Origin of the sequence: Cystobacter fuscus DSM 2262 (assembly GCF_000335475.2) — a bacterium.
In the GTDB taxonomy this organism is placed as follows: Bacteria; Myxococcota; Myxococcia; order Myxococcales; family Myxococcaceae; genus Cystobacter; species Cystobacter fuscus.
The window spans coordinates 105,815-121,830 of the sequence record NZ_ANAH02000027.1 but is presented as its reverse complement, the minus strand read 5'-3'; the positions used below and the strand labels follow the sequence as shown (position 1 = coordinate 121,830).

Annotated in this window: 12 protein-coding genes; 8 read left to right on the top strand and 4 right to left on the bottom strand. The window is 71.4% G+C overall.

What is annotated here, in order from left to right; translation table 11 throughout:
* Positions 1 to 412: 412 nt before the first annotated feature.
* Positions 413 to 811 (top strand): hypothetical protein, encoded by a 399-nt coding sequence (locus tag D187_RS34605; protein ID WP_002624950.1) that lies wholly within the window; start codon positions 413 to 415, stop codon positions 809 to 811.
* A gap of 63 nt (positions 812 to 874) precedes the next feature.
* Here the strand turns inward: D187_RS34605 and D187_RS34600 are convergent, their stop codons facing one another.
* The 3 genes from D187_RS34600 to D187_RS34590 form a co-directional block, all read right to left on the bottom strand.
* Entirely contained in the window at positions 875 to 1,471 is a 597-nt protein-coding gene (locus D187_RS34600; protein WP_281171809.1) for a DUF2378 family protein, read from the bottom strand.
* Between the two features lie 86 nt (positions 1,472 to 1,557).
* On the bottom strand, positions 1,558 to 3,663 hold the full coding sequence (locus D187_RS34595; RefSeq protein WP_002624954.1) for an ATP-binding domain-containing protein: 2,106 nt from the start codon (positions 3,661 to 3,663) through the stop codon (positions 1,558 to 1,560).
* Positions 3,664 to 3,726: 63 nt separating this feature from the next.
* Positions 3,727 to 4,269: a DUF2780 domain-containing protein gene (locus D187_RS34590; protein ID WP_002624956.1), complete on the bottom strand. Its 543-nt coding sequence runs from the start codon at positions 4,267 to 4,269 to the stop codon at positions 3,727 to 3,729.
* Positions 4,270 to 4,413: 144 nt separating this feature from the next.
* Here D187_RS34590 and D187_RS34585 point away from each other — a divergent pair, with 144 nt between their 5' ends.
* Positions 4,414 to 5,295 carry a phosphate ABC transporter substrate-binding protein gene (locus D187_RS34585; protein ID WP_043432892.1) on the top strand — a complete coding sequence of 294 codons (882 nt, stop codon included), beginning with the start codon at positions 4,414 to 4,416 and terminating at the stop codon, positions 5,293 to 5,295.
* Positions 5,296 to 5,298: 3 nt separating this feature from the next.
* Here the strand turns inward: D187_RS34585 and D187_RS34580 are convergent, their stop codons facing one another.
* The gene (locus D187_RS34580) at positions 5,299 to 9,267 is read right to left on the bottom strand and encodes a serine/threonine-protein kinase (protein ID WP_002624960.1); all 3,969 of its coding nucleotides are present in this window, start codon (positions 9,265 to 9,267) and stop codon (positions 5,299 to 5,301) included.
* A gap of 87 nt (positions 9,268 to 9,354) precedes the next feature.
* Between D187_RS34580 and D187_RS34575 the strand changes: the two genes are divergently transcribed.
* From D187_RS34575 to D187_RS34550, 6 genes are all read left to right on the top strand, one after another.
* Positions 9,355 to 9,627, top strand: a complete 273-nt coding sequence (locus D187_RS34575) for a hypothetical protein (RefSeq protein WP_002624962.1) — start codon at positions 9,355 to 9,357, stop codon at positions 9,625 to 9,627.
* Positions 9,628 to 9,629: 2 nt separating this feature from the next.
* Positions 9,630 to 11,489, top strand: a complete 1,860-nt coding sequence (locus D187_RS34570) for a DUF4129 domain-containing protein (protein WP_043432889.1) — start codon at positions 9,630 to 9,632, stop codon at positions 11,487 to 11,489.
* Positions 11,482 to 12,777 (top strand): DUF4350 domain-containing protein, encoded by a 1,296-nt coding sequence (locus D187_RS34565; protein ID WP_002624966.1) that lies wholly within the window; start codon positions 11,482 to 11,484, stop codon positions 12,775 to 12,777. The genes D187_RS34570 and D187_RS34565 overlap by 8 nt, the downstream gene beginning before the upstream one ends.
* Complete coding sequence (locus D187_RS34560; protein ID WP_002624968.1) at positions 12,774 to 13,775, top strand: AAA family ATPase; 1,002 nt, start codon at positions 12,774 to 12,776, stop codon at positions 13,773 to 13,775. The genes D187_RS34565 and D187_RS34560 overlap by 4 nt, the downstream gene beginning before the upstream one ends.
* Positions 13,772 to 15,079 (top strand): DUF58 domain-containing protein, encoded by a 1,308-nt coding sequence (locus D187_RS34555; RefSeq protein ID WP_002624970.1) that lies wholly within the window; start codon positions 13,772 to 13,774, stop codon positions 15,077 to 15,079. Before D187_RS34560 ends, D187_RS34555 begins: the two co-directional genes overlap by 4 nt.
* Positions 15,080 to 15,227: 148 nt before the next feature.
* Positions 15,228 to 16,004, top strand: coding sequence for a hypothetical protein (locus D187_RS34550; RefSeq protein ID WP_002624972.1), 777 nt, complete (start codon positions 15,228 to 15,230; stop codon positions 16,002 to 16,004).
* The last annotated feature ends 12 nt before the right edge of the window (positions 16,005 to 16,016 follow it).

Genomic DNA, 16,016 nt, shown 5'->3' with positions numbered 1-16,016 from the left:
GGCCCGCCACGCTGACAGGCATTGGCGAGGAACACCCGGACTCCGGTGGAAGGCCCCGAGGGACGGTTGAGCGAAGAGTCCGGGGATGGCGGGACCACGCGGACGAAGGCGGGGGCCGGGGGGCTCGGCGACCCCCTCCCCCAGCCCCAGGGGCACGCCCGCGCCCGCGGTCCCGTCCACACGCCGAACAGGGAGCGCCACGCGTGCCCGTCCACCAGGCAGGTAACCCGTGGGGAGGGCTCAACCCCCTGGAATCACGGAGGATTGTTCCCTCCTGGCCCTTCTCCGGGGGCCCGGCGGCACCTCGGGGGGAGGGAAAGTGGGGTGAATCAACACCCCCCACGCAACTTTTCCCAAAGCTTGGGAGATAATCCCCTCAACGTTGTACCCAACCTATTCCGACAGGTGCGTCATGACCGCTCCCATCAACGGCAACACTCGCGCCACCAGCGCGGCCCCCACCACGCCGAGCGAAGTGCACTTGAACCTCACCGGAAAGTCCACCCCGGAGGAAGTGACCAAGGGCCTGCAGAAGTACGGCCTGGATGAGGCCAGCGCCAAGGCCTACGCGCTCCAGGTCGGCTCCATCCAGAGCAAGGAGAGCCAGAGCGCGGTCTACCGGAAGGTCGAGCAGAACGTGAACAAGTTCCTGAAGGCCAATCCGAACGCGACCGAGGAGCAGATCTGCGCCGAGGCCAAGAAGCACCTGATGGCCCAGACGCTCATGTACAAGCACGTGGAGAAGAGCATCATGGACATGGCGCAGAAGTCCATCGAGCGCATCCGCGACACGTTCTCCGAGAACAGCTGAGCGTGCCTGGCGCCCGGAGTCCCCACGGGTGACTCCGGCGCGCCCCCCCGGCGCCCCGCGCGCCTACCAGTCCAGACGCACGAGAAAGCTGCTGGCGTCCTCATCCGTCACGCTGATCTCGTACTTCAACTGGTCCTGCTCCAGAGCGAAGGCGGTCTTCACGCTCGCCAGCACCATGCCCGTGTTCCAGGCCGGGCCAATCAAATCCTGAATGAAGCGCAGTTCCCCGGAGCCAGGGGTGACCCGGCGGTAGGAGTGCTCGCCGAAGTTGACCGCCTGCGCGGCCGCGTTGGGGATGCCTTCCAGGGCCCGATGCATGCCCGACAACGTGGACACCATGGCGCGCACCCGGCCCACCGAGCTGCGCACATACGAGGACCCCGCGGTCCACCCACTCTGGAAGAGGGCCTCGCCATAGGAGACGCCCCGCGCCTGCGCCGCCTGCCCGATGACATCGAGCATCTCCAGCATGGCCTTCACCGGGTAGCGGTAGTTCTCCAGCAACTGCCCATCCTCGGCGATGTGCCGGTGGGCCTGTTCGACCACCTCCGGCCCATAGACCCCGGCCGAGGCGAGCACCGACTCCAAGAACAACCCAGGAACCACCTGCTCCCGCCGACATCTGGCCAGCCGAGACAACAGCTGTGGGCGGGTCTCCATCATGGGGGCGGTATTCTGTCACAAATCGATACATCTCGTCTCGACATATCGATTCCAACGGTGGCCCCCCCGTCGCGGAGGCGGGCCTAGACGCCCGCGAGCAGGGGGGAGCGCACACCCGCCGAAACCAACCAGAGTTGGTGGGAGGCCCGAGTGATCGCGATGTGCAGACGGCGGCGTGCCTCGTCATGAGCCGGATAGGCCTGGGCGGTGGCGTCTGGAATGACGACGTAGTCGAACTCGAGGCCCTTCACGTTGTCCACGTCCGTCACGTCCACCCCCGGCTCGAAGGAGAAGTCTCCCTCCAGCACGAGGCGCGCCCAGGACATGTCCGAAATGACACGATGGAAGGCCCGGGCCTGCTCGCGGCCACTGGCGATGACGGCGACGGAGGCCTGGGGCTCGCGCTCCAGCAAGTCCCGCAGCGCCTCGCCGATGAACAGCCAGGCCTGGGCCTCGTCCGGGAAGTGGTGCAGCCCCACGGGCGCCCCCTCCCGGCCCGCCGTGGGCGGCTCGCCCGGGGCCTGCGTGCCCAATACCTGACGCGCCAGCGCGGTGATGGGCGCCGGGCACCGGTAGGACACCTGCAACCGGCAGGTGGCCGCGTCCTGGATGCCCAGCTCCGCGAGCACCGCCGGCCACCCCGCGAAGCTCGTCGAGGTCTGCTGCATCTCGTCGCCCGCCAGCGTGCAGCTCCGGGCCTCCCCCAACAGCCGTCCCACCACGAACAGCTCCACGAGCGAGAAGTCCTCGGTCTCATCCAGCACCACGTGCACCAGCCGCCCCACCGCGCCCAGACTGCCCGCCTGCGCCCGGAGGAACAGCAGCAGCGGCAGATCCTCCACGTCCACCGTGCCCGCCAGCTCGTCCGGCGTGTCGCTCTCCAGGGACTTGCCATCCAACGTCTGGAGCCGGTCGGGATCCACGCCCTCCAGCTCGTGGGCGATGGGCGTGGCGATCTGCAGCATCGTGTGCCGCACCGTCTCGTCCACGGCGGTGCTGGGCAGATCTCCCCCGGAATGGGCGACGACACTCTCCAGGAAGCGCCGGTCCGTGAAGAGCTCCGCGAGCCGCTTGCGCAGGCGCGGCAGGGCCGTGGCGGACGAGGACAGCACGCCGAGCCGGGCCGCGAGCGCGCGGCGCAGGGCCGGGTGGCGCTTGAGCTTCGCGACGAGCGGCGGGGTGTCCTCCCAGGGCTTGAGGGCCTTGGCGCCAAACGCCACGCGCGCGGTCAGCGCGGCCCACGAGTCCAGCGTCTCGACGGACACCTTGCCCAGGCCCAGCGGCGCGAGCAGCCGCCGGGAAAGCCGGGCGAGTCCCTCCTCGGGGACGATGACCTTCATGCGCGACTCGGGGTAGCGCTCCGCCTCGTCGAAGGCGATCTTCGCCAGCCGGTGCAGCGCCACCGTCGTCTTTCCACTGCCCGCGCTGCCCAGCACCAGCAGGGGCTGGTCCGCCGCCACGTTCACCGCCTCGAACTGCTCGGCGTCCAGCAGGGCCGTCACGTCCAGGGCCCCCTCGCGCTGTTGCGTCCCCCGCCCTACCCCGAGCTGGCCCGGCCGCACCGCCGTCCCCGTGCCCCCCTCGAGCTGCGAGCCCCACCCCGTCCCCAACCGCCGCCACACGCCCCCGGGGCCCCGCACCAGCACGCGCGTGCCAATCTGCACGCGGCTGAGCAGCCCCCGCTCGATGACCACCAGGCGGCGCACCTTCACCGTCCCCTCGGACAGCCGCTCGCCGAACCACTCCTCGTACGAGTCGCCTTCCCCATACAGGTAGAAGACGCGCGCCACCGGAGCGAAGCGCCAGTCGATGATGCGCACGTCCGCGGACACGTCCGCGAAGCTCGTGCGGCCCAGGAGATAGTCGCGATCCCCCGTCGTCCCGGCCACCCGCAGGTGGGCGAAGTACGGGGCGCCGAGCTCCGGCAGCCGCGCCGTCTCCTGACGCTCGAGCAGGGCCCGCGTCTGATCCATCTGGAAGAACAGGTGCGGCAGGTCCGCCACGGCCGCCGTGGCCGCGTCGTCGCGCAGCTCCTGGAGCCGGGTGATGAGATCCTCCGTCTCCTGCTTGCGATGGCCACTGCGCAGCCTCGCGCCCTCCACCGCGGCGAGGACGCGGCGCAGGACCGCCTCCTCCTCCGCGATGATGGCCTGCTCCTCGGGGGACAACTCTCCGTCAGGCGTGCTCATGTGGCCAGGCAAGGTGACGCGGGGAGGTCACGGGGTCAACCCTCGCGCACGCTCCCCCAAGGTTCAGCGCAGCAGGCCGCCCAACAGGCCCCCCAGACCTCCGCCCCCCGGCGTCCCCCCGCCCTCCGGCGGCTTGTTGCCCCCCGTGAGCTGGGTCAGCACGGGCATCACCGTGAGGATGCCGCTCACGAGCTTGGGATCCAACCGGGACTTGAGGAAGTCGAGCAGCAGGGGCGCCACCAGCGCCGCCTTGCCCGCGTCGAGGTTGAAGCGCTGGAGCAGGGCCACGATGCCCGCGATCTCACCCGCATGTCCCACCGCGCCGCCCAGCGCCCCCATCAGGCCGCCGCCGGAGGAGCCCTGGGCCTGGCCCCCGAGCAGGCCGCCCAGTGCCCCCATCAGCCCCCCACCCGCCTCGGGCTGGGGCTGCGCCTGCTGCTGCCAGGTCTGCATCTCGGGAATCGACCGGCCCATCTGGTCCGCCGCCTCGGGGCTGATCTTCTCCTTCACCGTGCCCTGCACCAGCTTGAGCAGCGAGCCCGCGAGCCCCTGCGCCTGGTTCGAATCCACACCCAATTGCTGAGAAAGCTGTCCAATGAAGTCCATGGCGTCCGCTCCTTGCCGTCCTCGGATGCCGCGGTTGTAGCGGACCCGCCGCGCTTCCCCCAACCCCGGTCACATCCGCGTCACGAAAGTGACGTCCTTTGCCCGACGGATGGAGGAAGCCGACTCGCGTGTATCCTCGGGGCCATGAGATGGTCCCCCCGCCGCCCGCTGCTCCTCCCGCTCGTGCTGCTCGCCCTGCTCGGCGGATGCAGGCGCCCCACGAGTTCTGGCGAGAAGGCGAGCGCTCCGGCGCCCGGCTCCCTGGGCACCGTCACCGTGAAGGGCTCGGATACGCTCGTCGTGCTCGGACAGCGCTGGGCCGAGCAGTTCATGAAGGACCATCCCGGCGCGCGCATCCAGGTGACGGGGGGCGGCTCGGGCACGGGCATCGCCGCGCTCATCAACGGCACCACCGACATCGCCATGTCCAGCCGGCCCCTGCAGGACGCCGAGAAACAACAGGCGCGGCAGCGCTGGCCGCGCGGCCCCGTGGAGCTGGCCGTGGCCCGCGACGGCATCACCTTCTATGTCCATGAGAGCAATCCCGTGGACAGCCTCTCCCTGGCCCAGCTCCAGGCCATCTACCTGGGGGACACGCGCAACTGGAAGGACGTGGGCGGCGCGGACGCCCCCATCATCGTCTACTCGCGCGAGAGTTCCTCGGGCACCTATGTCTTCGTCAAGGACGAGGTGCTCAAGGGCCAGGACTTCACCGAGCGCGCCCAGACGCTGCCGGGCACCGCGGCCGTGGTGAACGCCGTCTCCCTCGAGCCCCATGGCATTGGCTATGGCGGCGTCGCCTACGCCCGGGGCGTCAAGGAATTGAAGGTGCGCGTGGGTGAGCAGGGCGAGGCGGTCCCCCCCACCCCCGCCACCCTCCAGTCCGGCGCCTATCCCCTGTCGAGGGAACTCTACTTCGAGCTGCCCCGGGAGCCCACGGGGCTCACGCGCACCTTCATCGACTACGTCCTGTCCCCCGAGGGGCAGCGGCTCGTCACCGACGCGGGCTTCTTCCCGGTGAAGTAGCGCTCACGAGAGCCCCTCCACGCTGGCGTCTCCCCAGCACTCCCGGGCCAGCGCCACCACCCGGGCGTTCTCGGGCACCTGGCGCAGGAAGCGCACGCGGTGGGCGGGCTCGGGGATGTCCGCGGCCCGGGCCCGCACGCACTCCAGGGCCTGGCGCAGCGAGGACTCGGCCCGCGCCCGGTCTCCCTCTCGCAGGCACGCCTCCGCCAGCGCCAGGTACATGGCGACCGCGTAGACGCCCTGGGCGCGGTTGCGCTCCAGCTCGTGCACTCCGAGCACCGCCATTTCCCGCGCCTCCGCCACATTGCCCCGGGCGAGCAGCACGCCGCTCAGCACGCTCCGCGCGAAGACCACGTCCGCCTGGAAGGGCGTCAAGAGCCCACAGGCCTTGCGCGCATGCGCCTCGGCCTCCGCCAGCGTCTCCGGATCGCTCCAGGTCTTCGCCAGCACGGCATGCGACACGCCCTGGCGGAACAAGGCCAGACCATCGTCCAGCCCCTCGCGCGCCAACACATGGGCTTCCCGGCGGTGCTCCGGATCCGCGCTGCCGGCCAGCAGCACGCTGCGATACGCCAGGGCCGAGCCCACCACGAGGTGCTCCTCCAACCGCCGTCCCGTGGCCAGCAACTCGCGCATGCACTCCAGGGCCCCAGGCGCGTCGCCCGCGGCCCCCTGCGCCAGGGACATGCAGGTCTGCACGATGAGCGCGTCGCGCTCCATGCCGAGCTTGCGGAACAAGCGCGTGCCTTCCTCGGCCAGCACGAAGGCCGTCCAGGGCCGCGGCTCGAAGAGGTAGTGGAAGAAACCATCCAGGTAGCGCGTCCAGGCCTTCGCCACCCCCTCCTTGGCCATGCCCCGCATCCGCTCGAGCCACGCTTCCAGCTCCCACCGCGCCCCCGAGTAGACGAGCGACAGGCCCAGACACGCCAGGGCCCAGTGGTGGGCGTCCACGGCATCGGGCAGGGGCGTGGTGTTCCACAGGCTGGCGTTCAACCGGGCCGCCTTCTCCGCGTCCATCCCCAGGTAGGCGCCCCCGACGATCTGTCCGCCCACCAGCCAGCACCACAGCCGGCTGCCGGGCTCCAGCTCGTCCAACACCGCGGAGCCGAGCGACAGCGAGCGCACCAGATCGTCCATCCAGAACGCCACCACCGCCTGGAGCGCGCGCAGGTGGACGGAGCGCTCCCCCTCCACCCCGCAGGCCAGCGCCTCCACCACGCACCGCATCGTCCCCGGCAGATCGTACAGGGCGAAGAGCCGCTCGGCCGCCAGGGAGTAGTAGTGCACCGCGCGCTCGGGTTGCCCGCCCCGTTGATGGTGCGTGGCGAGCACCAGCGGATCCACCCCGCCCATCCGCTCCAGCCAGGTGGCCGCCAGCCGGTGGCCTTCCGGACGGTAGACGTCGGACAGCAGGCCATAGGCCGCTTCCTGGAGGAGCGCGTGGCGGAAGCGGTAGCTCGTCTCGGTCGGCAGGGAGCTGTCGGAGCGCGGCTCGATGACCTCCTGGTCCACGAGCGCGCGCAGGTGCCCCTCCAGCATCGCCTTGGCGGCCTGATCGCCCAACAACTCGCTCACGCCTCCCGTCCAGAAGTCGCGGCCGAAGATGCTGGCCGCCAGCAGCACCTGGCGCACGCCGGATTCCATCCGCATCAAGCGCGCCTGGAGCACCGCCAGCACCGTCTCCGGCGCCTCCGTCCCCCGCCCCTCGGACACCACGCGGATGAGCTCCTCCAGGAAGAGCGCGTTGCCGTCGGCCATCTCCACCGCCCAGCGCACCACGCTCTCCTCCACCCGGGCTCCCAGCACCTCTCGGACGAGCCGCCCGCTCGCCTTGCGGCTCAGGCCCTGCAACGGCACCTCCTGGAAGCGCCGCGTCCAGGGGAAGGGAAACAAGTCCTTCACCTCGGGCCGCGCCAGGGCCAGCACCCCGAAGGGATGCTCGGCCAGATCCCTCAGGAGCGCGTCCACCCGCCGCACCGTCAGCGCGTCGCTCCAGTGCAGATCCTCCAGCACCAGCAACACCGGGTGCTGGGCACACTCGGCCTCGAGGAAGGTCACCAGCGCCCGTTCCACCTGGGTGCTCATCAGCCGCGGATCATTGCGCGCGGCGCGCATCAACACGTCGTCCTCGTCGAGCATGGGCACGGCGCACAGCTCGCCGATGAACTCCACCGTCCCCTCGGCCCGATCCTCCGGCAGGTAGCGGGAGATGCGCTCGCGCAACCGCTCGCGCTGCACCCGCAGGGGCTCGCCCTCCACGATGCCGCACAGCCGCCGGAACACCTGCCCGAGCAGGCCCGAGGCCACGCCCGCGCTCATCGGATCCCCGCGCCCCAGCAACACCAGGGTCCGCGGCGTGTTGCGCTCCATGCGGCGCAGGAACTCATGGCGCAACCGGGACTTGCCCGTCCCCGCCGACGCCGTCACCAGCACCGCCTTCGCGGTGGACTCCTCCGCGCTGCTCTGGAAGGTCATCTCCAGCAGGGACAGTTCCTGATCCCGGCCCACGCACGGCGTGGGCTTGCCCAACAACAGCCGGGACTCGTCCACGCCGAGCTGCTCGCCCCGCAGAACGAACATGCCCTGCTCCACGCGTGACAGCTGGAAGCCCGGGCCCAGCAGCCCCGCGGTGACCTCGTCCATCACCACCGGGCCGGCTCCGCGCTCCGGTCCCACGTTGCGCAGCAGCTCTCCGGCCCTATCCATGGCGTTTCCCACCGGCAAGCGCTCGTTGAGCTGCCCCACGCCGGTGACGAGCACCACCGAGGCCTCGGGCCAGTGCTCCTTGAAGGACAGGGCGGAGCGGGCCGCCACCGCCGCCTGATCCGTGGCGGTGCCCCGCTCGGGCATGACCGTGGCCACCAGCGAGCCGTCCGCCAGCAGTTCCACCTGCGCCCCCGAGTTCTTCAGGGCCGCGCGCAGGGCATCCCGGGGAGCCGCGCCCGGCTTGAGCACCTGGGTCGCCCCCTCCGGGCCGGGCGTCTGGGTCGACACCAGCAGCACGCTGAAGAGCTTCTGCTCGGCGCCCGCCATGCCGGAGGGACCGGGGAGCGTCGCGGAGGACAGCAGGCGGGGCACCGAATCCATCTCCGCCAGCAGGCGCAAGAGCTGGTCGGCATCGGCTGGCCGGCGCGCGAGATCCTTGGCCAGCATCCGGTCCACCAGTCCGCGCAGTCCCGAGGGCAGGTCCGGACGCAGCCTGCGCAGGGGCACGGGGTCGGCGAAGAGGATCTTCGCCAGCACGGCGGCGAAGTGCGGGGCCGAGAAGGGCGGCTGGCCCGTGAGGCACTCGTAGAGCACGCACCCGAGCGAGAAGATGTCCGCCGCGGGGGGGATCTCGTCCTGGCTCGAAGCCTGCTCGGGCGCCATGTAGCCCGGAGTGCCCACCACGGTGCCGGCCACGGTGACCGCATCCAGAGAGGGCGCGGCATAGCGGGCCAGCCCGAAGTCCAGCAGCACCACGTCCTCGGGGCGGCCCGCGCGCAGGAAGAGGTTGGAGGGCTTGATGTCGCGGTGGACCACGCCCTGGCGGTGGGCCACGGCGAGGCCCTCGGTGGCCCGGCGCACCATCGCCACGCTCTCCGTGGGGCTCAACGGCCCGCGATGCAGGCGGTGCGAGAGTTCCTCCCCCTCGAGCCACTCCATCGCCAGGTAGGGTGGACCTTCCGCGAGCGTGCCATGTGCCACATGGCCGACGATGGCGGGATGGGTCAGGCCCGCGAGCAGTTGGGCCTCGCGGTGGAAGCGCATCGCCGCGTCCGCCGAGGCGCCCACCAGCAACAACTTGAGGGCCACCTGTCGGCCGGTGACTTGATCCAGCGCCCGGTAGACGAACCCCATGCCACCACTGCCCGCGAGGTCCTGGATGACGAAGCGGTCGGCCACCGTCCAACCCGCGGGAAGGACCGCGGGTGCCAACCCGGGAGGTGAGGGAACGGTCTTGTCGTTTTCCATGAGGAGCGTGCGGGTCAATCCATATCATGCGTCCCTGTCCAGCCGGTGTCCGACAGATGCTCCGTGCTGGCCTCGGGCCGCCGGGATTGCGTAGGCTGCGACCCCATGATTCAGGGCTCGGGCCGCTGCCACTATCATCCAGAGCGCACCGGACTGGGCATCTGCGTGGAATGCCGCCGCGTCATCTGCCGGGAGTGCACCACGCAATTCGAGGGCATCAACCGGTGCGCCTCCTGCCTCGACCAGCGCACCCGCGCCCTGACGGTGTCCGCCGAGCGCCAGGAGTGGAGCGTGGGCAACGTGCTGCTCGCCCTGCTGGCGGGCGCCGTGGTGTATGGCGGCGTCCTCCTGGTCGCCAACCTGGCAGCGGGGCTCTAGACATGGCCGTCTCCGCGCTCGAACTGCGCCCCCGAGGAGCCGTGGCCCTGATGGATGCCGCGCTGCGCCTGTGCGTGCGCGGCTCGGGCATCTGGGCCCTCACCCTCCCCGGCGGCGTGCTCGTCACCGCCGCGCTCCTCCACCTGACCGACGCCGTGGCGCACCGCCGCCCGCTCGCCCTCCCTTCCCTGCTCTTCACCCTGGCCTGGCTCGCCCGGGGCCTCTTCCAGGGCGCCGCCTGCCACCATGTCCAGCAACTGCTGCTCGGCCAGGGCCCCGAGGTGCCCACCGCCCGGGACTCCCTGCGCGCCGCCCTGGCCCGCGCTCCCAGCCTGTGGTGCGCGGTGGCCTACCTGCTCGTCTTCAACACGGTGACACTCGGCGTCACGCTGGGGCTCGCCTATATGTTCCTGTCCGCCCACATCGTGGGCTACGCGGCTACTCTTCAGGGCCGGGGCAGTCCGCTGGACCTGTATGGTCAGTGCTCGAAGCTGCTGGGTCCCGCGAAAGTCACCGCCATCGGCGTGCGCCTGCTGATGCTCGTGCAGGGGCTCGTCCTGCTCAACCTGCACATCGCGGCCAACGCCCTGTTCTACGTGGGCCGCAAACTGCTCGGCATCGATCTCACCTTCGCCGAGCGCTTCGCCTCGCTCGACAACCCGTCCTGGGACGTCTTCCTCGTCGCCGTGACCTTCACCCTCTTCGAGCCCCTGCGCGCCGCCACCGCCTCGCTGCTGCTGATCGATGGCCGGGTGCGCCAGGAGGGGTTGGATCTGATCGCCGCGGTGCAACAGCTCCCGGTCCGCAAGTCGGCGCTCGGGCTCCTCGTGCTCCTGGGAATGAACCTCCTGGCTCCCACCGCCCAGGCCCAACCCGCCGGGTCTCCACCTCCCCCGGACGATCTGGTCCCGCGCGTGGAGACACTGGCCGGAGCGTGCGAGTGGGACGAGGCCGCGCTCGAGGAGTGGCGGCGCACGCTCACCTCGCTCGGCCCGGCGGAGGCGAGGAAGGTGGCGCGGCTGGTGCGCTCCGTGGAGGCGGAGGTGGAGGAGAACGAGGATTGTGCCCCCCTGGAGCGGCTCGACGAGGGACTCGCCCTGGCGGCGAGCACCGCGGAGCTGGAGCGGCAACGGGCGGATGCCGCGAGCGCCCGGACACGCGCCCGGGACATCCTCGCGCGGCCCGAGTTCCAGGAGCCCGCCCCCCGGGCCGAGCAGGAGGAGGCGGCCCCCGACGACACCGTGCCCGGCGGACTCTGGGAGCGCTTCGTCAAGTGGCTCGCGAAGACGCTCGAGGATCTCTTCCGCCGCCGACCGGACCCCGCCGCCCCGCGCTCCGACAACCTGGGCATGGGAGGACAGGCGGTGGCGAACGCGCTGGTGGTGGTCCTCGTCACCGCCGCGCTGGGCGTGCTCGCGGTGGTGCTGTGGCGAGCGTTCAACGCCCGGAGCAAGGCGGACGAGGGCGCGCGGCTCGAAGTGAGCAGCCAGAGCGCGGCGACGCTCGCGGCGGATCCGATGAACGCCCTGTCGCGCGCCCCCGAGGGCTGGGCCCACCTCGCCGATGAGCTGGCCGCCCGGGGCGAGTACCGCGAGGCGGTGCGCGGCCTGTACCTCGCCCTGCTCTCGCGCCTGCACCACCAGGGCGCCATCCACTACGATCCCCGCCTGAGCAACTGGGACTACCTGCGCCAGTTCCGCGGCCGGAGCGAATGGGTGCCCTCCCTGCGCGAGCTGACGCTGCGCTTCGACTTCGCCTGGTACGGCAACCTGCCCGTGGGCATGCAGGGCTACCGCGACTTCCGGGCGCTGTGTGCTCCGATGCTCTCCAAGCCCGCCGTCGCGGAGCCTGCCCGTGCGTGACCGATTCCCCCTGCTGGTGGTGGGCAGCCTGCTGCTGACCGCGGTGCTGGGCGCCTGGCTCGTGCGCGGCGCGGCCCGGGGCGGCTTCGCCGACACGCTCTCCACCTGGCGCGCCCAGCCGGATGGGGCCCGGGGACTCTTCCTCCTCGTCCAGGAGAGTGGCCTGCCCGTCACGCGCCGCACCGCGGACCTGCGCATCCTCTCCGAGCCGGGCACGCTCGTGCTGCTCGCCGTGGAGGTGGAGGGCGCCCAGGAGGACGATCCGGACCAGACGGCGCTCGCCGCCGACCGCGGCTCGGACCTGGAGGACGAGGAGGTTCCCCGCCACGGCTTCAACCGGCTGCACGTGCCCGAGTTGAGCGACGACGAGACGGAGAAGCTGCTCGAGTACGTGCGCTCCGGCCACTCGCTCGTCCTCGTGCCCTGGGGCTCGATGGAGAACCCACTGCTCGACGCGCTCGGGGTGTCGCTCATCAAGGCGGACACGTCCCTGCCCATGCGCACGCTCGTTCCCCCCCTCTCCAGTCCCTACACCCTGGGCGTGGAGCGCGTGGAGGCGCGCGTCCAGGCCTACCTGGCGCTGTCCGCCGAGGGCGCCATCCCCGTGCTGGAGGACGAGCCGCTGGGCATGACGGTGGCGGCGGTGGTGCCCTACGGGACGGGCAAGGTGCTGGTGGTGGGGGCGCCGGAGCTGGCGATGAATCAGGCCCTCGCGCGCGCGGACAACGCCCGATTCTGGCTGAGCGCCCTGGAGGCACTCGGCCCCGGCCCCTACGCCTTCGACGAGCACCACCATGGCTTCACCAACGAGCGCTCGGTGGTGGACTTCGCGCGCCGCTATGGCCTGCACTTCGCGGTGGCGCAGCTGCTGCTCGGCCTGAGCCTGTGGGCCCTGGCGCTCCAGCGCTTCGGCCGGCCCCGTCCTCCGCCCGAGTCCCAGCGCGTGGGCACCACGGATGCCCTCTTCGCCATGAGCCGCCTGTACCGCGAGGGCCACCACCATGCCTTCGCCGCGGGCCTGCTGAGCCGGGGCCTGCTCCAGGAGCTGGCCCGGCACGCGGGCCTGCCCGCCCACGCGCCCGCCCAGGCCGTGGCCGAGAGCCTCACCGCGCACGGCCAGGCGGAGCTCGCCCGGGGCCTGCGCGAAGTCGTCCACAAGGCCGCGAACGTGAGCAGCGAGAGTGAGCTGCTGCACCTGGCCACGCGCGCCGCCACCCTGCGCCAACGCCTGCCTTCTTCCGGGCCGCGCCCCGCCGCGCCCCCCGCCCAGACACCCGAGGAGCCATGACTTCGCCCCCCTTCGCCCCCGCCCAGACCGTCGCCTCCCCCACCGCCGTGGCCGCCGCCCACGCCATCCGCGAGGGCGTGCTCACCGAGGTGCGCAAGGCCGTCGTCGGGCAGGACGAGCCACTCGAGTTGATGCTCGTGGGCCTCGTCGCCGGCGGCCACGTGCTGCTCGAGGGCGTGCCCGGCGTGGCCAAGACGCTCATGGCCAAGGCGCTCGCGCGCTCCATCAGCGCGGACTTCAAGCGCATTCAATTCACCCCGGACCTGATGCCCGCGGACATCCTGGGCACCAGCATCTTCGACTTGAAGAGCCAGGCCTTCACCCTGGTGCGCGGCCCCATCTTCACGGACCTGCTCCTGGCGGATGAAATCAACCGCGCCCCGGCCAAGACGCAGTCCGCCCTGCTCGAGGCCATGCAGGAGCGCGGCGTGTCGCTCGAGGGCCGCCACCTGGCGCTCTCGCCGCTCTTCTCCGTCTTCGCCACGCAGAACCCCGTGGAGTCCGAGGGCACCTACCCCCTGCCCGAGGCCCAGCTCGACCGCTTCCTGTTGAAGATCGACGTGGGCTACCCGGCGCCCGAGGAGGAGGACGCCATCCTCGCCTCGGTGCACCGGGGCTTCGACTCGGGCGATTTGGAGCGCGCGGGCGTGGGCGCGGCGGTGACGAAGGAGGGCATCCTCGAGGCGCGGCTGGCGCTCAACACCGTCACGGTGGAGCCGGCGGTCATCTCCTACGTGCGCCAGCTCGTGGCGGCCACGCGCTCCTCCAGCCGCATCCGCCTGGGCGCGGGGCCTCGCGCCGGCGTGCACCTGCTGCTCGCGTCCAAGGCGCTGGCGGCGCTGCGCGGCCGGGGCTTCGTCACCCCCGAGGACGTGCGCTTCCTCGCGGAGCCGGTGCTCAAGCACCGCCTGTTGTTGTCGCCGGACGCGGAGCTGGACGGGGCCTCGCCCGCGGACGTGCTGCGCGAGGTGGTGCGCTCCGTCGAGGTCCCCCGGTGATTCCCACCGGGCGCCTGTGGGTGCTGCTGTGTCTGCTCGCCGTGCCGATGATGGCCGCGGGGTTCTTCCCCGGCCTGGGTGGCGCGGTGCTGGCCCTGGACACGCTCGCGCTCGCGCTCGCGGCCCTGGACTTCCTCATGGCGCGGCGGGTGCGGCTGGAGGTGAGCCGGCAGCTGCCTCCCCGCCTGTCGGTGGGCGCGCCCAACAAGGTGGAGCTGCTGCTGGTGCACCGGGGCCCCCGGGACGTGGAGGTGCGGGTGCGCGACGACGTGCCCGAGTCCTTCACGGCCGAGCCGGAGGAGGCACCGCTGCGGCTGCCCGCGGACAGCCAGACGCGCTGGGTGTACCGGGTGACGCCGGCGAAGCGGGGACGGTTCGGCTTCGGGGACGTGAACGTGCGGGTGCGCGGGCCCCTGGGCCTGCTGCTGCACGAGCGCCGCGTCCCCGCGGCCCAGGACGTGGCGGTGTTCCCGGACATGCGCGGCGCCAGCCGGCTGTTGCTCTCGGGCGCGGCGTTGGACCTGGTGAACCTGGGCCTGCGGCAGTTGCGCCGGGATGGCCGGGGCAGCGAGTTCGCGCGCCTGCGCGACTATTCCCAGGGCGACTCGGTGCGCGAGGTGGATTGGAAGGCCACGGCCCGGCGCACCCGGCCGGTGACGCGGGTGATGGAGTCCGAGCGCTCGCAATCCCTGCTCATCTGCGTGGACGCGGGCCGCTCCATGGCCGCGCAGGTGGACGGGCTCACCAAGCTGGACCACGCCGTCAACGCGGCGCTCTTCCTGGCCTTCGTGGCGGTGCGCAATGGAGACCGCGTGGGGCTCGCCGTGTTCGCCGATGGCGTGAAGGCCTACCTCCCCCCGGCCGCGGGCCGCCTCCAGTACCGGAAGATACTGGACACGCTCTACGCCACCACGCCGAGCCTCACCTACGTGGACTACCTGGCGCTCTTCAAGGAGCTGAACGTGCGCCTGAACCGGCGCAGCCTCCTGTGCGTGTTCACGGACTTCCTCGACGAGGAGCAGGCCTCCACCCTGGTGGCACCCCTGCACCGGCTGGCCCGGCGGCACGTCCCCCTGTGCCTGTCCGTGCGCGACACCGCGCTCACGACCCTGCTGCACACCCCTCCCGCCGGCCCCGAGCAGGCCTACCAGCAGGCCGTGGCCAGTGAGCTGCTCTCCGACCGCGAGTCCCTCAAGGCCAAGGTGAGCGCCGGCGGCGTGCACATGCTCGACGTGCGGCCCGACGAGTTGAGCCTCGCCGCCGTCAACCGCTACCTCGACATCAAGGCGCGCGGGGTGTTGTAGGCCAGACATTGCCTCACTCCCGCGCCTGTTCTGGAAGCGGGTAAAAGCAATGAAACGAGAATTTTACGTTACTCCTGACCAACAAGAAGATAAGAGGAAACCCGCTCATCTCCTGAAAGGCTCCTCGGGGCCGATGCGAGGTCATCCCATGAAGAGCGCGTCCCTCCTCTCCTCCCTTCTCGGTGGTCTGGCGCTGCTGGCCGCCCCGGCCGCGAGGGCGGAGATCACCACGTCCAAGCCACTCTTCGAGTCCCGGGTGGCCAGCGCGCGCACCGCCAGTAGCCCCGGGGGCGCGACGGTGCTGCGCCAGGAGATCATCACGGCACTCGACGCCTTCATCGTGGACGGATGGGTGGACGCTCAGGAGGCGAGCTACCTGTCCACCAAGGTGTCCAGCCCCACCTTCCTCACCGGCCTGGAGTCGGCGGCGAAGAAGTACCTCTTCGACTTCCACGAGCTGAACGACGCGCAGGACCACGAGGCCCCCCTGTGCCTGGATCCGGTCCCGGGCACGCCGGCCCAGGTGTTCGGAGCCAGCGGGCCGCTCGCCAGCAGCTCGCGCCTCAAGGAGGGCTCCATCCTGGAGGGCGCGGGGGTGGCCAACCAGGTGACGCTGACGAACGTCTACACGTGGGTGTTCGGCAGCTCCTACGATCGGCAGACCCACTTCGAGCCCGTCAACGTCGAGGAGCTCACCGCGCGGCTGAAGGCGAGGACGTACTCCGGCACGCCGAGCACCGCCGAGGTCAATGGCGCGCTGGCCTGGCTCGCGCGGATCTACAACACGGGCAACCGCATCTACGTCGCGGACTGGCGCAGCGAGGGCCGTGGGGGCCCGGGTGAGTCCGCCGGCTTCGTGGTGGCGGTGGTCAGCGCGGACCGCGGGTTCGTCCGCATGCTGGAAGTGCTCACCTGGGCGGAGTAGCCGCCCCGTCCC